Annotated in this window: 19 protein-coding genes; 16 read left to right on the top strand and 3 right to left on the bottom strand. The window is 63.3% G+C overall.

What is annotated here, in order from left to right:
• Positions 1 to 35: 35 nt before the first annotated feature.
• Entirely contained in the window at positions 36 to 752 is a 717-nt protein-coding gene (rph, locus tag GGR38_RS08045; protein WP_183624348.1) for a ribonuclease PH, read from the bottom strand.
• Between the two features lie 151 nt (positions 753 to 903).
• Here rph and hrcA point away from each other — a divergent pair, with 151 nt between their 5' ends.
• The 3 genes from hrcA (at position 904) to GGR38_RS08030 (ending at position 2,833) form a co-directional block, all read left to right on the top strand.
• Positions 904 to 1,962 carry a heat-inducible transcriptional repressor HrcA gene (hrcA, locus tag GGR38_RS08040; RefSeq protein WP_183624346.1) on the top strand — a complete coding sequence of 353 codons (1,059 nt, stop codon included), beginning with the start codon at positions 904 to 906 and terminating at the stop codon, positions 1,960 to 1,962.
• Positions 1,963 to 1,981: 19 nt separating this feature from the next.
• A complete protein-coding gene (gene grpE / locus GGR38_RS08035; protein WP_183624344.1) occupies positions 1,982 to 2,497 on the top strand; it encodes a nucleotide exchange factor GrpE in 516 nt (171 codons plus the stop codon).
• 75 nt (positions 2,498 to 2,572) lie between these two features.
• Positions 2,573 to 2,833 carry a hypothetical protein gene (locus GGR38_RS08030; RefSeq protein WP_183624342.1) on the top strand — a complete coding sequence of 87 codons (261 nt, stop codon included), beginning with the start codon at positions 2,573 to 2,575 and terminating at the stop codon, positions 2,831 to 2,833.
• Positions 2,834 to 2,917: 84 nt separating this feature from the next.
• On the opposite strand, the gene GGR38_RS08025 is transcribed toward GGR38_RS08030, so the two are convergent.
• Complete coding sequence (locus tag GGR38_RS08025) at positions 2,918 to 3,406, bottom strand: copper chaperone PCu(A)C (protein WP_183624340.1); 489 nt, start codon at positions 3,404 to 3,406, stop codon at positions 2,918 to 2,920.
• 389 nt (positions 3,407 to 3,795) lie between these two features.
• Between GGR38_RS08025 and dnaK the strand changes: the two genes are divergently transcribed.
• The 10 genes from dnaK to GGR38_RS07975 all read left to right on the top strand — a co-directional run bounded on the left by dnaK (position 3,796) and on the right by GGR38_RS07975 (position 16,138).
• Positions 3,796 to 5,700, top strand: coding sequence for a molecular chaperone DnaK (gene dnaK, locus GGR38_RS08020; RefSeq protein WP_183624338.1), 1,905 nt, complete (start codon positions 3,796 to 3,798; stop codon positions 5,698 to 5,700).
• A gap of 60 nt (positions 5,701 to 5,760) precedes the next feature.
• Entirely contained in the window at positions 5,761 to 6,900 is a 1,140-nt protein-coding gene (gene dnaJ, locus GGR38_RS08015; RefSeq protein WP_183624336.1) for a molecular chaperone DnaJ, read from the top strand.
• Between the two features lie 280 nt (positions 6,901 to 7,180).
• Positions 7,181 to 8,557 carry a DNA repair protein RadA gene (gene radA / locus GGR38_RS08010; protein ID WP_183624334.1) on the top strand — a complete coding sequence of 459 codons (1,377 nt, stop codon included), beginning with the start codon at positions 7,181 to 7,183 and terminating at the stop codon, positions 8,555 to 8,557.
• 12 nt (positions 8,558 to 8,569) lie between these two features.
• Complete coding sequence (locus GGR38_RS08005; RefSeq protein ID WP_183624333.1) at positions 8,570 to 9,166, top strand: CvpA family protein; 597 nt, start codon at positions 8,570 to 8,572, stop codon at positions 9,164 to 9,166.
• A 1-nt stretch (position 9,167) separates the two neighbouring features.
• Complete coding sequence (locus GGR38_RS08000; protein WP_183624331.1) at positions 9,168 to 9,614, top strand: iron-sulfur cluster assembly scaffold protein; 447 nt, start codon at positions 9,168 to 9,170, stop codon at positions 9,612 to 9,614.
• A 100-nt stretch (positions 9,615 to 9,714) separates the two neighbouring features.
• A complete protein-coding gene (phaR, locus tag GGR38_RS07995; protein ID WP_172338890.1) occupies positions 9,715 to 10,296 on the top strand; it encodes a polyhydroxyalkanoate synthesis repressor PhaR in 582 nt (193 codons plus the stop codon).
• A gap of 133 nt (positions 10,297 to 10,429) precedes the next feature.
• Complete coding sequence (proS, locus tag GGR38_RS07990; protein ID WP_183624329.1) at positions 10,430 to 11,992, top strand: proline--tRNA ligase; 1,563 nt, start codon at positions 10,430 to 10,432, stop codon at positions 11,990 to 11,992.
• Positions 11,992 to 12,411: a lysozyme inhibitor LprI family protein gene (locus GGR38_RS07985; protein ID WP_183624327.1), complete on the top strand. Its 420-nt coding sequence runs from the start codon at positions 11,992 to 11,994 to the stop codon at positions 12,409 to 12,411. Before proS ends, GGR38_RS07985 begins: the two co-directional genes overlap by 1 nt.
• A gap of 44 nt (positions 12,412 to 12,455) precedes the next feature.
• Positions 12,456 to 13,760, top strand: coding sequence for a M20/M25/M40 family metallo-hydrolase (locus tag GGR38_RS07980; RefSeq protein ID WP_183624325.1), 1,305 nt, complete (start codon positions 12,456 to 12,458; stop codon positions 13,758 to 13,760).
• A 38-nt stretch (positions 13,761 to 13,798) separates the two neighbouring features.
• Positions 13,799 to 16,138, top strand: coding sequence for a ribonuclease R family protein (locus GGR38_RS07975; protein WP_425497047.1), 2,340 nt, complete (start codon positions 13,799 to 13,801; stop codon positions 16,136 to 16,138).
• Here GGR38_RS07975 and GGR38_RS07970 read toward each other — a convergent pair whose 3' ends face one another.
• Positions 16,139 to 16,609 (bottom strand): universal stress protein, encoded by a 471-nt coding sequence (locus GGR38_RS07970; RefSeq protein WP_183624323.1) that lies wholly within the window; start codon positions 16,607 to 16,609, stop codon positions 16,139 to 16,141.
• Between the two features lie 261 nt (positions 16,610 to 16,870).
• On the opposite strand from GGR38_RS07970, the gene GGR38_RS07965 reads away from it, so the two are divergent.
• From GGR38_RS07965 to lpdA, 3 genes are read left to right on the top strand one after another with little or no spacing between them, the layout of a single operon-like run.
• Complete coding sequence (locus GGR38_RS07965; protein WP_183624321.1) at positions 16,871 to 18,148, top strand: pyruvate dehydrogenase complex dihydrolipoamide acetyltransferase; 1,278 nt, start codon at positions 16,871 to 16,873, stop codon at positions 18,146 to 18,148.
• Between the two features lie 55 nt (positions 18,149 to 18,203).
• Positions 18,204 to 18,539, top strand: a complete 336-nt coding sequence (locus GGR38_RS07960) for an acyl-CoA thioesterase (protein WP_371815612.1) — start codon at positions 18,204 to 18,206, stop codon at positions 18,537 to 18,539.
• Positions 18,540 to 18,544: 5 nt separating this feature from the next.
• On the top strand, positions 18,545 to 19,957 hold the full coding sequence (gene lpdA / locus GGR38_RS07955; RefSeq protein ID WP_183624319.1) for a dihydrolipoyl dehydrogenase: 1,413 nt from the start codon (positions 18,545 to 18,547) through the stop codon (positions 19,955 to 19,957).
• The last annotated feature ends 86 nt before the right edge of the window (positions 19,958 to 20,043 follow it).

Genomic DNA, 20,043 nt, shown 5'->3' with positions numbered 1-20,043 from the left:
ATGTTTGGATGTTGTACGGCAGGCTGGCGGGGCAATTAAGCCCCGACCGCCTTGTCCTGTGCGGCAAAGATGCGATCACAGCCGATGCGGGCCAGACGCAGCAGGCGCAGCAGGCCTTCTTCGTCATAGGTCGCGCCTTCGGCGGTGGCCTGCGCCTCGGCAATATGGCCGCCTTCGATCAGCACGAAATTGGCGTCGGCATCCGCGCCCGAATCCTCAATATAATCGAGATCCAAAACCGCCGCACCATTGACGATGCCGCAGGAAATGGCGGCCACCTTGCGCGGCAGCGGGTCTTCGACGATCAGGCCCTTGGCCATCAGGCCATTGATGGCCAGACGCAGCGCCACCCATGCGCCCGAAATCGAAGCCGTGCGGGTGCCGCCATCGGCCTGGATCACGTCGCAATCCAGCGTGATCTGGCGTTCGCCCAGCTTCTTGAGATCCGTGACAGCGCGCAGGCTGCGGCCGATCAGGCGCTGAATTTCCTGCGTGCGGCCCGACTGCTTGCCCTTGGCGGCCTCGCGGCTGCCGCGGGTGTGGGTGGCGCGGGGCAGCATCGAATATTCCGCTGTCACCCAGCCTTCGCCCTTGCCGCGCATGAACGGGGGCACGCGTTCCTCGACGCTGGCCGTGACCAGAACCTTGGTGTCGCCAAAGCAGACCAGCACGCTGCCTTCGGCATGCTTGGTGAAATTGGTGATGATTTCGATCTCGCGCATTTCGTCGGGCGCGCGGCCAGAGGGACGCATGGCAGGCCTTTCTATAGGTAAAGTTTGGTTCTTGATGAAGTTGACGCGGCCCTATCGTGTTGAGCGGGCAGGGGCAAGGTTTTGCCGGTCGGTTCTGCCTGATTTGAGGTGTCTCTTGATTTGACGGGATTGGCCGCCCAATATGATGGGGATGGCCAAATCCGCTCCTTCTGAACTTTCCTTTCCCGAGGTGACGGGGCGCGCGCGCGAAATATTCCGGCAGGTGGTCGAGGCCTATATCCATTCGGGCCTACCGGTGGGGTCGAAAACGCTGGCCGGGGGCGGGGCGCTCAATCTTTCGCCCGCCTCGATCCGCAGCGTGCTGGCCGAGCTTGAGGGGCTGGGCCTGCTCAGCCATCCCCATACCAGCGCAGGCCGGATGCCGACCGAGCAGGGGCTGCGCCTGTTCGTCGATGGCATGATGCAGGTGCGCGAACCCAGCATGGAGGAGCGCGCTGCAATCGAGCGTTCCCTGCACCAGCCCGGCCCGATCGAGGCGGCGCTGGCCGCGACCAGCGCGGCGCTGTCCGACATTTCGGCCTGCGCGGGCGTGGTGATGGTGCCTCAGCGCGAGCCGCGTCTGGCGCAGATGAGCCTTGTGCCGCTCTCGCCGGGCCGCGCGCTGGCGGTGCTGGTGGGCGAGGATGGGGGAATCGAAAACCGCATCCTGGCCTTGCCGACATCGATTGGCGCGGGCGCGCTGGAGGCGGCGTCGAATTATATCACAGCCCATCTGGGCGGGCGCACATTGGCCGAGGCGGCGGGCGCGATGCAGGCCGAAATTATCAGCGGGAAAAGCGCACTGGACGCCGCCAGCGCCGATCTGGTCCAGCGAGGATTGGCGGTGTGGAGCGAGGATGCGGCCAACCGCCCCGTGCTGATCGTGCGCGGACAGGCCAATCTGCTGGACGAGGCGGCGCTGCATGATCTCGACCGGGTGCGCTCGCTGCTCGATGATCTGGAAAATAAACAATCGGTGGCCGAATTGCTCGACCGGGCCAAACAGGGCGATGCCACGCGCATTTTTATCGGCAGCGAGAACCGGCTTTTCGCGCTTTCCGGCTCATCGGTCATTGCATCTCCCTACAGAGATCGCGATGGGCGGGTGATCGGCGTTGTGGGGGTAATCGGGCCAACGCGGTTGAATTATGCGCGTCTCGTCCCCATGGTGGATTTCACAGCCCAGTCTTTGGGCAAACTGATCGGTTGAAACTGGAATAATCGGAACAATGACGGAAGAAACTACGCAGGGTCAGCATGAGGCCGGAGACGATCTGGCCACCCGCATCGCCCAACTCGAAAACGATCTGGAAGCCGCGCGCAATGATGTGCTTTATGCACGCGCCGACACCCAGAACGTGCGCCGCCGTCTGGAAAAGGACATTGCCGACGCGCGCGCCTATGCCAGCACCAGCTTTGCCCGCGACATGCTGAGCGTTGCGGACAATCTTTCGCGCGCGCTCGACGCCATTCCCGCCGATCTGCGCGAGGATGAGCGGTTGAAGGCGCTGTTGGCCGGGATCGAGGCCACGGGCCGCGAACTGGACAAGGTGTTTGGTCAGCATGGCATCCAGAAGGTGGCCGCCCATGGTCTGCCGCTGGACCCCAACCAGCATCAGGCGATGATCGAAGTGCCCCATGATGCCGAACCCGGCACCGTGATTCAGGTGCTTCAGCATGGCTATTCGATCAAGGATCGCCTGCTGCGTCCGGCCATGGTGGCCGTGGCGAAAAAGCCGGAATAAGCGTTAAGGCGCAGGGCGGGTGGAACCTTCCCCCGCCTGAACCCTTTCCTTGGGTAACGAGGAAAGGAGGCTGTTATGCGCAAATTTCTGATGGTCGGCATGTTGGCCGGTGCTCTGGTGATGACCGGGGGCTGTGCCAGCAATTATGGCGGCGAGGGGGCTTTGGCGGGCGCCGGCGTCGGCGCGGTTGTGGCGGGGGTTTCGGGCGGCGATGTAGCCACCGGCGCGGCGATTGGCGCGGCGGCGGGCGGTGTGGCTGGTTCGACGGTGCGCAAGCGCGACGGCAATTGCTATCGCATGGATGATCGCGGCCGGGAATATCGCGTTCGCTGCTGACCTGAGGCTGACTCGGGGCAAGCACATGCCTGACAAGAAAAAGCCTGCGTGTCATTGCGATACGCGGGCCTTTTTCATGGCGCCCTACATTTTGGAATGATCCATGGCGCCCATCATGCCGGGCGCCTCAATCTGCATCGGCGCGGTCAGCTTGCGCCCGTCCGAAAAGGTCAAGGTGAGTTCCGTGGTTCCGCCCGGCTGCAGATCGGGTGAGACATCGAATACCATGGCATGTTTGCCGCCCGGCCCGAAGGAGACGCTCTGCCCCGAACCGATGTCGAGCCGGGGGACGGCCTCCATGATGCCGTCAAGCGTCACATGCATTTCCGCCTTGCCGGTATGGGCCACGCTGACCCCGGTGAGGGTGGCGACCGAGCCGCTCTGATTGGAAACGGTGAAATAGCCCGCCGCCGGGCGCCCCTTGACCGCGGGCAGCACAAGGCGGCCATCGTGGATCAGCATGCCGTCCATCGCGGAAAGTCCGGCGGGGGTCTGCGCCTTCTTGTCGCCCCCGCATGCGGAAAGAGCGCCAAGGGCGAGAGGCAGGCAGAGGGCCAAAGCGATCTTTTTCATCGGGCGGCAGTCCTTGGGTCTTGGTCGTTATGCGAATGAATTGTTCCGGCACGCCCATGCGGCGGATCGTGGCTGACGTTTAGGTTAGGCACTTTTTCGCTTTATTCCAAGCATGACTGCGATCAATCCGGTGTAAATGCCGCATGAATGAGGAAAAATGCCGTTTCGAGGGGCGGGGCGTTGCGATGCCCGCGCGGGCCCGACACAGCCAAAATGACCGGCAAAATGCGCCAAGGCCGTGGATGAAGTGACGCTTCGCGCGCCAAGGCCCTTGTTAGGCGCAAAAGCCCACCTATATGCCGCCAAGTCAAACGAGCCATCGAGCCGCTTTGCCGGATTTTTCGGGAAGCCAAAGGGTGGTGTCAACACTGGACTTAGGGATCGACGATATGGGTAAAGTAATCGGTATTGACCTTGGCACCACCAACAGCTGCGTTGCTGTTATGGATGGGGGCAAGCCCAAGGTTATCGAAAATTCGGAAGGCGCGCGCACCACGCCCTCGATCGTGGCCTTCACCAAGGACGGCGAGCGCCTGATCGGGCAGCCCGCCAAGCGTCAGGCGGTGACCAACCCCGACAACACCATCTTCGCTGTGAAGCGTCTTATCGGCCGTCGTTATGACGATCCGATGACCCAGAAGGATATGGAACTGGTTCCCTATGCCATCGCCAAGGGCAAGAATGGCGATGCATGGGTTGCAGCCGGTGGCACCGACTATTCGCCTTCGCAGATCAGCGCCTTCACTCTTCAGAAGATGAAGGAAACCGCCGAATCGTATCTGGGCGAAACCGTGACGCAGGCCGTCATCACCGTGCCCGCCTATTTCAACGACGCCCAGCGTCAGGCCACCAAGGACGCGGGTCAGATCGCGGGCCTTGAAGTGCTGCGCATCATCAACGAGCCGACGGCGGCCGCGCTGGCCTATGGTCTGGACAAGAACGATGGCAAGACCATCGCTGTTTATGACCTTGGCGGCGGCACGTTCGACGTCTCGATCCTTGAAATCGGCGACGGCGTGTTCGAGGTGAAGTCGACCAACGGTGACACCTTCCTTGGCGGTGAAGATTTCGACACCAAGGTCGTCGAATATCTGGCCGACAAGTTCAAGGCCAAGGAAGGTCTGGACCTGCGCGGCGACCGTCTGGCGCTTCAGCGTCTGAAGGAAGCAGCCGAAAAGGCCAAGATCGAGCTGTCGAGCGCGCAGACCACCGAAATCAACCTGCCCTTCATCACCGCCCGCATGGAAGCAGGGGCGACCACGCCGCTGCATCTGGTCGAAACGATCACCCGTTCGGATCTGGAACGTCTGGTGGCCGATCTGATCGCGCGCACGATGGAACCCTGCCGCAAGGCGATGCAGGACGCAGGCGTGACTGCGGCCCAGATCGACGACGTGGTGCTGGTGGGCGGCATGACCCGCATGCCCAAGGTGCGCGACGCGGTGAAGGAATTCTTCGGCAAGGAACCCCACACGGGCGTGAACCCTGACGAAGTCGTCGCCATGGGCGCGGCCATTCAGGCGGGCGTGCTGCAGGGCGATGTCAAGGACGTGCTGCTGCTCGACGTGACCCCGCTGTCGCTGGGCATCGAAACGCTGGGCGGCGTGTTCACCCGCATGATCGACCGCAACACCACGATCCCGACCAAGAAGTCACAGGTGTTTTCAACCGCTGATGACAATCAGCAGGCCGTGACCATCCGCGTGTTCCAGGGCGAGCGCGAAATGGCGCAGGACAATAAGATGCTGGGCAATTTCGACCTGATCGGCATTCCGCCGGCGCGTCGCGGTGTGCCCCAGATCGAAGTGACCTTCGACATTGACGCCAACGGCATCGTGAACGTGTCGGCCAAGGACAAGGGCACCGGCAAGGAACAGCAGATCAAGATCCAGGCGTCGGGCGGCCTTAATGATGCCGACATCGACCAGATGGTCAAGGATGCTGAAAAGTTTGCCGAAGAGGACAAGAAGCGTCGTGAGGCCGCCGAGGCCAAGAACAACGCCGACAGCCTCGTCCATGCCACCGAGCAGCAGTTGGCCGAAAATGGCGACAAGATCGACGCCGGTCTGAAGGCCGAAATCGAAGCCGCCATTGCCGAAGCCAAGGCCGCCATCGAAGGCAATGATCCGGCCGAAATGACCGCCAAGACTCAGGCCCTGACCGAAAAGGCCATGAAGATGGGTCAGGCGATCTATGAGAAGGAACAGGCTGCCGCCGCTTCGCCGGGCGCCGCTCCGGCTCAGGACGATGTGGTCGACGCCGAGTTCTCGGAAGTGGACGACAAGAAGGCCTGATGTTGCGATGAAAGAGGCCCGCCTTGAACGAGGCGGGCCTCTCTTCAGGGGAAATGTGCAATGTCGGCTGAAATCGACTATTACGAACTGCTGGAAGTTTCGCGTGACGCTGATGATGCGACGCTGAAATCTTCCTATCGCAAACTGGCGATGAAATTTCACCCGGATCGCAACCCCGGTTGCAACGAGTCCGAGGCCAAATTCAAACAGATCAGCGAAGCCTATGATTGCCTGAAGGACCCGCAAAAGCGCGCGGCCTATGACCGTTTCGGCCATGCTGCGTTTCAAAACGGCGGACCGGGCGCGGGCGGCGGTGGTTTCCACGGCGGCGGTGATTTCGGCGATATCGGCGATATTTTCGAGAGCATCTTTGGCAATGCCTTTGGCGGCGGCGGGGCCCGGCAACAGCCCCGACGCGGGGCCGATCTGCGCTATGATCTCGAAATCGGGCTGGAAGACGCCTTCCATGGCAAGACCGTGGAAATCGAGGTCGAGGTGGCCACAAGCTGCGAACCTTGCGCCGGAACCGGGGCGCAACCGGGCACGGGCAAGCGCCGCTGCAACCTGTGCGGCGGCCACGGCAAGGTGCGCGCGCAGCAGGGCTTTTTCATGGTCGAGCGGACCTGCCCGACCTGTCATGGCCGTGGCGAGGTGATCGAAAAGCCTTGCAAGAAATGCCACGGCGAAGGTCGCGTCGATCAGCGCAAGAAGCTGGAAGTCGTGATCCCCAAGGGCGTGGACAATGGCAACCGCATCCGCCTGTCGGGCAAGGGTGAGGCTGGGCCGAACGGTTCCCCGCCGGGGGATCTGTATATCTTCCTGCATATCCGTCGCCATGCGGTCTTCGACCGCGAGAACACCACGCTGCTGACCCGCGCGCCGATCAGCTTTACCACGGCGGCGCTGGGCGGACAGATCGAGATTCCGGGCATGGATGGCGTCAAGCACGTCATCGATATTCCCGCAGGCATTCAGACCGGCAAGCAATTGCAAAAGCGCGGGGCCGGTATGCCGGTGCTCAACGGGCGCGGGGTTGGCGATCTGGTGGTCGAGGTCGCGGTGGAAACGCCGACCAAGCTTTCGGCGCGGCAGAAGGAATTGCTGCGCGAGTTTCAGGCTACTGAAACCGGGGATGAATGCCCAGAGGCCAAGGGGTTCTTTGATCGGTTGAAGAATGTCTGGAGTGATTTGACGGAGTAAGGTTGGGGGTTTTGCCTCCGGCGGGTTAAGGGCGGGAGCCCTTAACAATCCCGTTAATGTCTATGTTGCGCTATGGGTTCGGCGATTTGTGTCGGGCGCGGCGTTTGAATTTTAAAGCCTGCGGCGCAGCATAATGGCGCCGCAGGCTTTATTTATGGCACGGCACCCCGTCGCCGGTAACGCCCCCCCTTAATGGGATTGCAAAGGGATGAATCCCTTTGCCCGCCGGAGGCCCACTTTCCACCCTTGATTTCCCCTTTTGTTCTCCCTACGATGCGCCATGGCCAAACCGAAACGTCGCTTCACCTGCACCTCCTGTGGCAGTGTCACCAACCGCTGGCAGGGGCAATGCGCTGATTGCGGCGAATGGAACACGCTGGCCGAGGAGGCGCCGCAGACGGTGTTTTCGGCCAAGCATGATTTGTCGAGCGGCGGGCGGGCGATCCTGTTTGAGCCGCTGGACAAGGCCGATGACAAGCTGGTGCGGCGCAGCACAGGCATTGCCGAATTCGACCGTGCGCTGGGCGGGGGTCTTGTCCCCGGCAGCGCGATTTTGATGGGCGGCGATCCGGGTATCGGCAAATCGACGCTGTTGCTTCAGGCCAGCGCGAAGGTGGCGCAGGCGGGCGGCCTTGCGGTCTATATCAGCGGCGAGGAAGCGCCGGGACAGATCCGCCTGCGCGCCGAGCGGCTCGGCTTGCAGAGCGCCCCGATTCGGCTCGCCTCGTCCACGTCGGTGCGCGATATTCTGACCACGCTGGGCGGGATGGAGGCGCCCGCTTTGCTGGTGATCGATTCGATCCAGTGCATGCATTCCGACCAGATCGAGGGCGCGCCCGGCACGGTCAGCCAGGTGCGCGGCTGTGCGTTTGAACTGATCCGTTATGCCAAGGAGAATGGCGCGGCGCTGGTGCTGGTGGGCCATGTGACCAAGGACGGCAGCATCGCGGGGCCGCGCGTGCTGGAGCATATGGTCGATGTGGTGATGGCCTTTGAAGGCGAGCGCAGCCATCAATATCGCATCCTGCGCAATCTGAAGAACCGCTTTGGCCCGGTTGATGAAATTGGCGTTTTTGCCATGGCGGGCAAGGGGTTGGAGGAAGTGTCCAACCCTTCGATGCTGTTCCTGTCGGGCCGCGAAAATCCGGTGCCGGGCAGCGCGGTCTTCCCTGCGATTGAGGGCACGCGCCCGGTGTTGGTGGAAATTCAGGCACTGATCGTGCGGTTGCAATCGGGGGCCACGCCCCGGCGCGCGGTGGTGGGCTGGGACAATGGGCGTCTGGCCATGCTGCTGGCGGTGCTGGAGGCGCGCTGCGGGCTCAATTTCTCGGCTTGCGAAGTCTATCTCAATGTCGCGGGGGGCTATCGTCTGGCCGATCCGGCGGCGGATCTGGCGGTGGCGGCCGCGCTGGTTTCGGCGCTGGCGGACAAGCCTTTGCCCGCGCGATCGGTGTGGTTTGGCGAAGTCAGTCTGGCAGGGGAAATCCGGCCTGTGGCCCATGGCGGCCTGCGCCTGCGCGAAGGGGCCAAGCTGGGGTTTGAGCAGGCCTATGGGCCGGAGGATAGCGGCGGGGCGGGGGAATCGGTGGCCGAAATGCGGCACCGCGTCATCAACCTTTTGCCAAATCTCGTTGACCGCATCGTGGGGGACGAATAACCCCCTTGGCCTATGACCGGATTTGATATTCTTGTGCTTGTGGTGGTCGGCCTTGCCGCCACCTTCGGCTTTCTGCGCGGTTTTGTGCAGGAGGCGATCTCGCTTTTCGCGGGCGCGGTGGCGATCTTTGCGATCCATATGCTGCACACGCCGCTGGCCGAAGTGCTCACGCCTCATATCGGTACGGAGAGCGGGGCCAGTGTGCTGGCGTTCTTTTTGCTGCTGATCGTGCCCTATGTGGTGGTGCGGGGCGTGGCGCGCTATCTGGGCACGGCCAGCCGCGCCTCGGCGCTGGCGCCGGTGGACCGGGTTTTGGGTTTCGGCTTTGGCGCGGTCAAGGGCACGCTGATTATCGTGCTGGGCTATTCGGTGCTAATTCTGGCTTATGATACGATCTGGGGGCCAAAGGGGCGGCCCGGCTGGATCACCCATTCGCGCACCTACAGCTTCATCGACGCCAGCAGCGAGGCGCTGGTCAAGATGATCTCGCAGCGCCGCCGCGAGGCTGCCGAGGATCGCGCCAAGGATGAGGCCGAGCCCAGCCCCCAGTCGACGACTCACGCGACGACGACTCATGCCAAGCGCAAGACGCATCGCACGGTCGACTGATATGGCCTCGGTTGCCGCTCTCTATACGCCCGAGGTGCTGATGCTGGCGACGGGGCTGGTCCGGCATCGTTGGGATGATGGGCTGGCCTTGCAGGGTGCGGCGCGTTCGCCCAGTTGCGGCAGCACGATGAAGGTGGGCATTGATCTGGACGCTGATGGCCGGATCGCGCGGATCGGTCTTGCCGCACAGGCCTGCGCGATCGGGCAGGCGGCGGGCGCGATCATGGCGGATGCGGCCATCGGGCGCAGCGAATCCGACTTTGCGCAAGCCGAGACTGACCTCTTGCGCTGGCTGGCGGGCGAGGGCGATCTGCCCGACTGGCCCGGCCTTGCCGCTATTGCCCCGGCGCGTGAATTTCCGGGCCGCCACGGGGCGATTTTGCTGGGCTGGCGCGCGGTGTTGCAGGCATTTTCCAGCTTTGCAAAAGGCGAAGACGAAATCGCATAAATTCAATTGTGACAAACCACTGCCGCGCAGCAGCAATATGTTGCACCGCACCGCCATACGGTGTTAGCGTAAGCTACAACTCTGGGAGGAGCGAGGGCGCATGACCGAAAAGGCAGAAGGCAAAAGCGACACGGTTATCATCAAGAAATACGCTAACCGGCGTCTCTATAATACCCAATCGTCGAGCTATATTACGCTGGATCATCTGTCCAAGATGACGCGCGAGGGTATCGAATTTCGCGTGCTGGACGCCAAATCGGGCGCCGATATCACGCATCAGATCCTGACCCAGATCATCATGGAAGAAGAGGCCAGCGGTGAGCAGATGCTGCCGGTCAATTTCCTGCGCCAGTTGATCGGCATGTATGGCAATTCGATGCAGGGCCTGATCCCGCATTATCTCGAAGCCAGCATGGAGCAGTTTCGCGCCAACCAGATGAAGCTGCGCAAGGCGTTTGAGGACAGTATGGAGAGCAATCCGCTGGCCCGTCTGGCCCAGCAGAACATCGCCATGTTCCAGGCCGCCGCCGCCGCCTTCATGCCCGGCGCCGATGGCACCCCGCCCAAGCCCGCCGAACCCGCGCGCGAGCCGGAAGCCGAAACCGGCACGAAATCGGAAATCGACGCGCTGCGCAACCAGATGCTGGAAATGCAGAAGATGCTCGACAAGCTGGCCAAGTAAGCATTTTGCCCAGCGCAGCGGGGGCTGCGCCGGGCATATTACGGGGGCCGAGGCAGGGAATTTCGGTTCCCATGCCGATTTTTGCAAAAAACCGGTTCCCGTTTTTCGGCGCCTTGCTTAAACGCTGCGCGCCATGAATCAGAAAACGCAAAAGCCCGCCCAGATCCGCCACGCCCTGACCGTGAAGCGCGAAGATGATTTCGCCGCATGGTATCAGCAAGTCGTCTCCGAAGGCGAGATGGCCGAGGAAAGCGGCGTGCGCGGCTGCATGGTCATCAAGCCGTGGGGCTATGGCATCTGGGAACGCATCCAGAAGATCATGGACGCCGCGATCAAGGAAGCGGGCGTCGACAATTGCTATTTTCCGCTGTTCATCCCCTTGAGCTATTTCGCCAAGGAAGCCGATCACGTTGAAGGCTTTGCCAAGGAAATGGCGGTCGTCACGCATCACCGTCTGATCGCTGATGGCAAGGGCGGCTTGATGCCCGACCCCGAGGCCAGGCTGGAAGAGCCGCTGATCGTGCGCCCGACGTCGGAAACGGTGATTGGCGCGGCCATGGCGCGCTGGGTGCAATCGTGGCGCGATCTGCCGCTGATGGTGAACCAGTGGGCCAACGTTGTGCGCTGGGAAATGCGCACGCGCATGTTCCTGCGCACCAGCGAATTTCTGTGGCAGGAAGGGCATACCGCCCATGCCGACCGCGATGATGCAATGAAAGAAACGCTGCGCGCGCTTGAAATGTATCGCAGCTTTGCCGAAAACGTACTGGCCATGCCGGTGGTGGCGGGCGAAAAGCCGGAGAACGAGCGTTTCCCCGGCGCCGTGGCGACCTATTCCATCGAGGCGATGATGCAGGACGGCAAGGCGCTTCAGGCCGGGACCAGCCATTACCTCGGCACCGGTTTTGCCGAGGCCGCGGGCATCCGTTATCAGAGCAAGGAAGGCGCGCAGGAACTGGCGCACACCACCTCGTGGGGCGTTTCGACCCGCATGATCGGCGGCGTCATCATGACGCATGGCGATGATGACGGTCTGCGCGTGCCCCCCGCGATTGCCCCGCATCAGATCATCATCCTGCCCATGCTGCGCGAGGATGATGGCGACGAGGCGCTGCTGGCTTATTGCGAGGAAATCCGCCGCGAATTGCTCAAGCTCTCGGCTCTGGGCGAACCGATCCGCGTGCTGCTCGACAAGCGCCCCGGCAAGGCCACGCAAAAGCGCTGGGCATGGGTAAAGAAGGGCGCGCCGATCATTTTGGAAATCGGCGGGCGCGATGCGGCGGGCGGCATGGTTTCGGCCCTGCGCCGCGACCGGATCTGGCGGGAGGACGCCAAGACCAATTTCGTGGGTCAGAGCCGCGAGGAATTTGTCGCCGGTGTCGCTGCGCTGCTGGAGGACATTCAGGCCAGCCTGCACCGCGAAGCGACCGAGAAGCGCGACGCCAATATCACGCGCGGCCTGACCACGCTGGATCAGGTGGCCGAGTTCTTTGCCGAGGATAAGCGCTATCCGGGCTGGGTCGAGCTGAACTGGAGCCGCCCGACCGGCGATGCGCTGGAAAAGGTGGTCGAGCAGTTGAAGGCGCTGAAGCTCACCATCCGCAACACCGCGCTCGACGCCGCGCCCGCCGAAGGTCTCTGTCCCTTCACCGGCGAAGCGGCGGTTGAGCGCATCTACGTCGCGCGGGCCTATTGATGCTGCTGGCGCTGGTTCTCGCGGCAACGGTTCCGGCCTATTCCTTTGGGCCGATCCTGACGCTGGCCGATCCGGCGCCCAGCCATCCGGAAATCGACGCGCGCTATTCGTCGCGCTATCGGCGGTGTCTGGCGCGCCGCGATCTCAACACGATCCTGCATGACCAGTGTAATGCGCAGGAGATGAAGCGGCAGGATGCGCAGCTGAACGCAACATGGGCGGTGACGTTCAAACGCCTGCCTTCCGCGCGCCAGACCGCGCTGCGCAGCGCCGAAAGGGCATGGATTGCCGATCGGCAAAAGCATTGTCTGCTGCAATCCAAAGAGGCCGAGGGCGGTACGCTGGAGGCCATCGAATACTCTTCTTGCATGATTGACGAGACAATCCGCCGAACGATCTGGCTCGAAAAACTACGCTAGTTTGCCCCCTTGCGCGGGGCCAAAGGCATGGCACATTCGCGCCCATGTTACGCCACACGCTCATTGCCGCCACCCTGCTGCCCGCCGCCGCCTTGGCTCAGAGCGCCCCTTCGCCCGAACGGTTGCGCGCCACGGTGACGTCGCTGGTGGGCTTTGGCACGCGCCATACGCTTTCCTCGCAGGATGACCCCAAACGCGGCATCGGCGCGGCGCGCGCATGGGCGCAGCAGCAATTCCGCACTATCGGCACGCAATGCGGCGGCTGCCTTTCCATCGAATTGCCCGAGCGCATGGTGACCAGCGCCCGCATCCCCACGCCCGCCCGGCTGGTCAATGTCGTGGCCATTCAAAAGGGCACCGAGCGGCCCGATGAGGTGACGATCATTCAGGCCCATATCGACACGCGCGTTTCGGATGTGATGAACGCCAGCGCCGATGCGCCAGGCGCCAATGATGACGGCTCGGGCGTAGCGCTGGTGATCGAGGCGGCGCGGATCATGGCGCAGCGCAAATTCCCCACCACGGTGGTTTACGCGATCCTGTCGGGCGAGGAGCAGGGCTTGCTGGGCGGGCGCCTGCTGGCCGATGTCGCGGCGGAGCGGGGGTGGAAGGTGAAGGCGGTGCTCAACAATGACATTGTGGGCAATACGCGCGGGTCGGACGGGCTGGTGGATGACACGCATATCCGCGTTTTTTCCGAAGGCCCGCGCGCCAATGCGGATGCGAAACTGACCGCCGCCCAGCGCCGCGAAGGGGGCGAGAACGACAGCCCAAGCCGCAACCTTTCGCGCTTTATCGCCGGGCTGTCGGCGCGCGATCTGGCCGTGCGGCAGGTATGGCGCGCGGATCGGGTGGGGCGCGGGGGCGATCATCTGCCGTTCGAGGAAAAGGGCTTTCCCGCCGTCCGCATCACCGTGGCGGTCGAAAATTACGATCATCAGCATCAGGATATCCGCCGCGAAGGCGCCACCCAATATGGCGACACGATCGAGTTCATGGACTTTGCCTATCTGGCCCGCGTGACCGCGCTCAATATCCGCGCGGCCAGCGCCATCGCCGCCGCGCCCATGCCGCCCACGGTCACGCAAAAGATCGCCGTTTCGCCCGACACCGATCTGAAATGGAGCGGGGTTCCCGGCGCGACTTCTTACGCGATCTGGCGCCGCCGGACGGACGCCGCCGGGTGGGAGGCCAAGCCTTTTGCCACCACCGGCAACACCGCCATGACGTTCAAGGGCCTGCGCGGCGATGACTGGTTCCTTGGCGTTTCGGCGGTCGGGGCCAATGGTGCGCAAGGCCCGATTGCCAGCGCTCTGCCCGGTGGATCGTATGAGCGCCTGACGCCCTAGGCTTGTAATGCGCGCGCTTTGGGGCCAAGGCATTTGTCATGGCCTTTGACAAACGACCCCCGCGCAAACCCGGCAAACTTTCCATCCGCAAGATGGAGCCGGGCATGCCCAACCGCCAGCAGGTGCTGGATTTCATCGCCAATGCCACCGAAGAGGTCGGCAAGCGCGAAATTGCCAAGGCATTTGGCCTGAAGGGCGCGGAGAAGATCGAGCTTAAGGCGCTGCTCAAGGACATGGCTGAGGAAGGCCTGATCGACGGCAAGCGCACGGCCTATCACCGCATGGGCGGCGTGCCCAAGGTGACCGTTTTGCGCGTCGTGGGCGTCGAGGATGGCCTGCCGATTGCGGTGCCCGACAAGTGGGAGCCGGACGATGCCGGGGCTCCGCCGCGCCTGACCGTGGTGGAACAGCGCGTTGCGCAAAAGAAGGGCCCGCAGATGCGCGGCGTGGGCGCGCTCAAGCCCGGCGACCGGATTTTGAGCCGCACCGAGGAAACGGCGGATGGCTGGGTGGCCTTTCCGATGAAGAAGCTGCCTAATGATGCCGAGGGCGTCATGGGCGTGGTCGAGATCGACGGCGCGGGCAAGGGTTGGCTGGCCCCCATCGACAAGCGCGAGCGCCATGCCGCGCCGATTTCGGATCTGGGCGGGGCGGTCGAAGGGCAATTGGTCATGGCCGAACCGGCAGGCCGATCCCCGCGCGCAGGGATGCGCGTGGTGGCGGTGCTGGGCGACCCGCTGGCGCCCAAGAGCTTCAGCCTGATTGCCATTCACAAGCATGGCCTGCCGCATATTTTCGGCGGCGAAGTGATTGCCGAGGCCGAATTGTCCGCGCGTCAGGCGTTGAGCCAGGAGCAGCGCGAGGATCTGACGCATCTGCCCATCGTGGCCATCGACCCGGTGGACGCGCGCGACCATGACGATGCGATCTGGGCCGAACCGGATCGTGAGGGCGGATGGCGCGCACTGGTGGCGATTGCCGATGTGTCCTTCTATGTTCGCCCCGGCGGCGCGCTGGACCGCGAGGCCCGCAAACGCGGCAATTCGGTCTATTTCCCCGACCGCGTGGTGCCGATGCTGCCCGAAGTTCTATCGGCGGATGTCTGCTCGCTGAAAGCCGGGGCGCCGCGCGCGGCCATGGCCTGCCATCTGACGTTTGACGCCGAAGGGCGGATGATCTCCTTCCGCTTTACCCGCGCGATTGTGCGGATTGCCGAAGTGATCGCCTATGAGGAGGCCCAGCGCCGCATCGACGCCAATGAGGCCGAGGCGCATCTGGTCAACCTGTGGGGTGCTTGGAAGGCGCTGGCCCATGCGCGCACCAATCGCGATCCGCTTGAACTCGATCTGCCCGAGCGTCGCGTGGTGCTGGACGAGATGGGGCGCGTGGCGCAGGTGGCGCTGCGCGAACGACTGGACGCGCATCGCGTGGTCGAGGATTTCATGATCGCGGCCAATGTCGCGGCGGCCAAGGCGCTGGAAAGCAAGGCCGCGCCGGTTGTCTATCGCATCCATGAGCCGCCAAACCGTGAAAAGCTGATCGCGCTCAAAGATTACCTCGCCACCTTCGAGCGCAAGCTGGCCTTGGGTCAGGTGATCACGCCCGCGCTGTTCAACCGGATGCTGAAGAGCATTGATGATGAGGTCGAAAAGGCGCTCATCATGGAGGCCGTGCTGCGCAGCCAGACGCAGGCCTATTACGGCCCGCGCAATGCCGGTCACTTTGGCCTCAGTCTTGGCTCCTATTCGCATTTCACATCGCCCATCCGCCGCTATTCCGACCTTCTGGTCCACCGCGCGCTGGTCGATGCGTTTCACCTCGAACAGCCCGCGCCGGGCGGCGATCTGCCCGCGCTGTCGGGTCTGCATGGGCGAGACCGTTCGGATCTGGCGCGGATTTGCGATGCCATCTCCACCGCCGAGCGCCGCGCGATGGAAGCCGAGCGCGAGACGGTCGATCGCTATGTCGCGGCATGGCTCTCGATGCATGTGGGCGAGGTGTTCGATTGCCGGATCACCGGGGTTCAGCGCTTTGGCCTGTTTGCCACGATCCTTGGCCTTGGCGGCGATGGGCTGGTGCCGATTTCGGTGCTGGGCGATGAGCGGTTCAGCCATGATGAAAAGGCGCAGGTCTTGCGCGGCGATTCCACCGGCACGGTCTTTGCCATCGGCGACCGTCTGAAACTGCGTCTGGCCGAGGCCAATGCGTTGACCGGCGCGCTGAAGTTCGAGCCCGAGGACGGGCAAGGCCGGATCGAAAGGCGCGGGGCGCGCTTGCCGGGCAATGACGGCGAGGCCGGGATGAAGCGGCGCGGCAGCCATTTGGTGGGCAAGCGGGGCCGCCCGGCCAACATTCGCCATCAGGGCAAGCGGCGGTAATCAGCTGAGGCGGTCGATCTCCGCTTCATCCATGCCGCCCGGCACGATGAACAACGGGCAGGACAGGGCGCCCAGCCCGGCCCCGGTAAAGTGGCCGATCAGCGGCCCCTGTCCTGTGCCGGAAGCCCCTGCGCCCGATGGCGCCCCAAGCACTAGGGCGGCCACTTCGCTGTGCTGGGAAAGATATTCGCGCACCGCCTTGACCGGATCGCCCGAAACCACTGCGATCACAGGCATATGCCCGGCCTGCGAGAGGACGCTGCCTGCCGCGGCCGCCGCGATGGTTTCGGCGCGGGCGCGGGCTTCTTCCTCGATGGTGGCCTGAATGCCGCCAAAGGCCGAGAAGGGCTGTGGCGGCACAAGAGCGAGGATATGAACCTGCCCCTGCGTCTTGATCGCGCGCCTTGTGGCAAAGCGCAGGGCAACGCGCGCTTCATCGCTTTCATCCACGATCACCAGATAGACACGCATCGCACATTCCCTTTGAACCGATATGTCCGGCTCTGTGAACCGAATAGTTGGCGTGCGTGGTGATGACACAATCGCAACAGGGAAGCAATTTTGGCCGGGAAGGCGCGTCTTTGCCCTTGTCGCCCAGCGCACACAGGTCATAAGTTTTGTGGGTTAAGCCATCAAGCACATTCCTATTCGGCTCAAGCATCTTGCCGATTGCGACAATCCCCGGCAGAAGCAGACCGATTCTAAAATTAGCCATAAGGACGAGAAGCCCTCATGCCGATCTCGATCAAGATGCCCGCTCTGTCTCCCACGATGGAGCAGGGGAAACTGGCCCGCTGGCTGGTTAAAGTGGGCGATACGGTTAGCGCTGGCGATATCATGGCCGAGATTGAAACCGATAAGGCTACGATGGAATTCGAAGCGGTGGACGAAGGCACGATTGTTGCCATCGAAATCGCCGAAGGCACCGACAATGTGAAGGTCGGCACCGTGATCGCCCAGCTGGCGGGCGAGGGCGAAGATGCCTCGGCCCCGGTGGCCAAGCCTGCTGCCGCTGCTGCGCCCGCTCCTGTTGCTGCGGCGGCCCCGGCTCCTGTGGCCTCGGCCCCGGTGGCGGCCGCTCCGGTCAAGACCGGCGACCGCGTGGTGGCTTCGCCGCTGGCCAAGCGGATTGCCGCGCAAAAGGGCGTTGATCTGGCGGGCGTCAAGGGCACCGGCCCGAATGGCCGCATTGTTAAGGCCGACGTTGAAGGCGCGCAGCCCGGCGCGGCTGCTCCCGCTGCGGCGGCGGCTCCGGCTGCTGCTCCCGCGCCTGTGGCTGCTCCGGCCCCCGTCGCGGCGGCTCTGCCCGACTTTGGCATCCCGCATGAGGATCTGCCGCTCTCGACCATGCGCAAGACGATTGCGCGCCGCCTGACCGAATCGAAGCAGCAGGTGCCGCATATCTACCTGACCGTGGATATCCGCCTTGATGCGCTGCTCAAGCTGCGCGCAGAGCTGAACGCGGCGCTGGCTGCGCGCAAGGTCAAGCTGTCGGTCAATGACATGCTGATCAAGGCGCTGGGCGTTGCTCTGGCGCAGGTGCCGCAGTGCAACGTGGCCTTTGCGGGCGACACGCTGCGTCAATACAGCCGCGCCGACGTGTCGGTGGCCGTCTCGATCCCCAATGGCCTGATCACGCCGATCATCACCGATGCTTCGGGCAAGGGTCTGGCCGCGATCAGCACCGGCATGGCCGATCTGGCCAAGCGCGCCAAGGAAGGCAAGCTGGCCCCGACCGAGTTCATCGGCGGCACCGCCAGCCTGTCGAACATGGGCATGATGGGCATCAAGCAGTTCGAAGCCGTCATCAACCCGCCGCAGGGCATGATCATGGCCATCGGCGCCGGTGAAAAACGCCCCTGGGTGCTGGAAGACGGCAGCCTGGGCGTGGCCACGGCGATGTGCGCCACGGGCAGCTTTGACCACCGCGCCATTGATGGTTCGGATGGTGCGCAGCTGATGGCGGCCTTCCGCGAGCTGGTCGAAAATCCGCTCGGCCTGCTGGCCTGAGATGGAGGCATTGACCCTGCGCCCTGCCACTGAGCCGGTGATTCGCGTCACCGCCATGCCCGCCGATGCCAATGCCTATGGCGACATCTTCGGCGGGTGGCTGCTGTGTCAGATGGATATGGGGGCAGGGCTGCTGGCTGCGCGTCATTCGCGCGGCCGGGCCGTGACCATCGCCATGGATGGCGTGCAATTCCTCAAGCCGGTCAAGGTCGGCGACGAGGTTTCGGTCTATGGCGAAATCCGCAAGGTGGGCCGCTCCTCGATGACGATTGCCATCGAGGCATGGCGGCGCGACCGTTTTCAACACGAGGCGCAAAAGGTGACCGAAGCGGTCTTTACATTTGTGGCTGTCGATGACGCCGGGCGGCCCCGCTCGGTGGTTCAGGAGTAAACAACGTGGCTGAACAGTATGATGTGATTGTTCTGGGTTCGGGCCCCGGTGGCTATGTCGCGGCGATCCGCAGCGCGCAGCTGGGCCTCAAGACCGCGATTGTCGAACGCGAAAATCTGGGCGGTATCTGCCTCAACTGGGGCTGTATCCCGACCAAGGCCCTGCTGCGTAGCGCCGAGGTGTTTCACCAGATGCAGCACGCCAAGGCTTACGGCCTTTCGGCCACGGGCGTGACCGCCGATCTGGCCGCTGTGGTCGCCCGTTCGCGCGGCGTGGCCAAGCAGCTTAATCAGGGCGTTACGCATCTGATGAAGAAGAACAAGGTTGCCGTCCACATGGGCAATGGCAAGCTGTTGGCTCCCGGCAAGCTGGAAGTGACCGGCGAGAAGGGCACCGAAACGCTGACCGCCAAGCACATCATCGTGGCGACCGGCGCGCGCGCGCGCGATCTGCCCTTTGCCCCGGCGGACGGCAATCGCATCTGGACCTATCGCCATGCGATGACGCCCAAGGAAATGCCGACCAAGTTGCTGGTTATCGGTTCGGGCGCCATTGGCATCGAATTCGCCAGCTTCTACAACGATCTGGGCGCGGACGTCACGGTCGTCGAAATGGCCGACCGTATCGTTCCGGCCGAGGACGCCGATGTCTCGGCCTTCCTTGAAAAGTCGCTGACCAAGCAGGGCTTCAAGATCCGCACCAAGACGGGTCTGGAAGGTCTGGTCGCTGATGCCAAGGGCGTGAAGGCCAAGATCAAGGCACCCGACGGCAAGGTGACAGAGGAAGAGTTCAGCCATGTGATCGTGGCCGTGGGCGTGGTGGCCAACACCGAGAACATCGGTCTGGAAACGCTGGGCATCAAGACCGACCGCGGCATCATTTCCACCGATCCGTTGGGTCGCACCGGCGTCAAGGGCGTGTGGGCGATCGGCGACGTGACGCCCGGCCCGTGGCTGGCGCACAAGGCCAGCCATGAGGGCGTGACGGCGGCCGAAGCCATCGCGCAGGAACTGGGCAACAAGGAAGTGCATCCGCATGGTCTTGACCGCCGCAACATTCCGGGCTGCACCTATTGCCACCCGCAGGTGGCCAGCGTCGGCCTGACCGAGGCCAAGGCCAAGGAAGCCGGTTACACGCTCAAGGTCGGCACGTTCCCCTTCATCGGCAATGGCAAGGCCATCGCGCTGGGTGAGCCGGAAGGCTTCATCAAGACCGTGTTCGACGCGAAGACCGGCGAATTGCTGGGCGCGCACATGATCGGCGCGGAAGTGACCGAGCTGATTCAGGGCTATGTGGTGGGCAAGACGCTGGAAACGACGGAAGTCGAACTGATAAACACCGTCTTCCCGCATCCGACCCTGTCGGAAATGATGCACGAAGCAACGCTGGCGGCCTACGGCCGGGCGATCCATATCTGATCGCAGCAGGCATCGGCCTAAGGAAATGGGGGCGGGAGGCGAAAGCTTTCCGCCCTCTTTCGTTGGCTCTCGTATTTTTACGAGGT

The sequence above is a fragment of the Novosphingobium sediminicola genome (assembly GCF_014196525.1).
Classification (GTDB): Bacteria; Pseudomonadota; Alphaproteobacteria; order Sphingomonadales; family Sphingomonadaceae; genus Novosphingobium; species Novosphingobium sediminicola.
Note: the sequence above shows the minus strand (reverse complement) of the source record. Positions and strands in the feature narration are given on the sequence as shown.

Coding starts and splice junctions, on each gene's coding strand:
- rph (WP_183624348.1), bottom strand. CDS start 752: ATGCGTCCCTCTGGCCGCGCGCCCGACGAAATGCGCGAGATCGAAATC.
- hrcA (WP_183624346.1), top strand. CDS start 904: ATGGCCAAATCCGCTCCTTCTGAACTTTCCTTTCCCGAGGTGACGGGG.
- grpE (WP_183624344.1), top strand. CDS start 1,982: ATGACGGAAGAAACTACGCAGGGTCAGCATGAGGCCGGAGACGATCTG.
- GGR38_RS08030 (WP_183624342.1), top strand. CDS start 2,573: ATGCGCAAATTTCTGATGGTCGGCATGTTGGCCGGTGCTCTGGTGATG.
- GGR38_RS08025 (WP_183624340.1), bottom strand. CDS start 3,406: ATGAAAAAGATCGCTTTGGCCCTCTGCCTGCCTCTCGCCCTTGGCGCT.
- dnaK (WP_183624338.1), top strand. CDS start 3,796: ATGGGTAAAGTAATCGGTATTGACCTTGGCACCACCAACAGCTGCGTT.
- dnaJ (WP_183624336.1), top strand. CDS start 5,761: ATGTCGGCTGAAATCGACTATTACGAACTGCTGGAAGTTTCGCGTGAC.
- radA (WP_183624334.1), top strand. CDS start 7,181: ATGGCCAAACCGAAACGTCGCTTCACCTGCACCTCCTGTGGCAGTGTC.
- GGR38_RS08005 (WP_183624333.1), top strand. CDS start 8,570: ATGACCGGATTTGATATTCTTGTGCTTGTGGTGGTCGGCCTTGCCGCC.
- GGR38_RS08000 (WP_183624331.1), top strand. CDS start 9,168: ATGGCCTCGGTTGCCGCTCTCTATACGCCCGAGGTGCTGATGCTGGCG.
- phaR (WP_172338890.1), top strand. CDS start 9,715: ATGACCGAAAAGGCAGAAGGCAAAAGCGACACGGTTATCATCAAGAAA.
- proS (WP_183624329.1), top strand. CDS start 10,430: ATGAATCAGAAAACGCAAAAGCCCGCCCAGATCCGCCACGCCCTGACC.
- GGR38_RS07985 (WP_183624327.1), top strand. CDS start 11,992: ATGCTGCTGGCGCTGGTTCTCGCGGCAACGGTTCCGGCCTATTCCTTT.
- GGR38_RS07980 (WP_183624325.1), top strand. CDS start 12,456: ATGTTACGCCACACGCTCATTGCCGCCACCCTGCTGCCCGCCGCCGCC.
- GGR38_RS07975 (WP_425497047.1), top strand. CDS start 13,799: ATGGCCTTTGACAAACGACCCCCGCGCAAACCCGGCAAACTTTCCATC.
- GGR38_RS07970 (WP_183624323.1), bottom strand. CDS start 16,609: ATGCGTGTCTATCTGGTGATCGTGGATGAAAGCGATGAAGCGCGCGTT.
- GGR38_RS07965 (WP_183624321.1), top strand. CDS start 16,871: ATGCCGATCTCGATCAAGATGCCCGCTCTGTCTCCCACGATGGAGCAG.
- GGR38_RS07960 (WP_371815612.1), top strand. CDS start 18,204: ATGCCCGCCGATGCCAATGCCTATGGCGACATCTTCGGCGGGTGGCTG.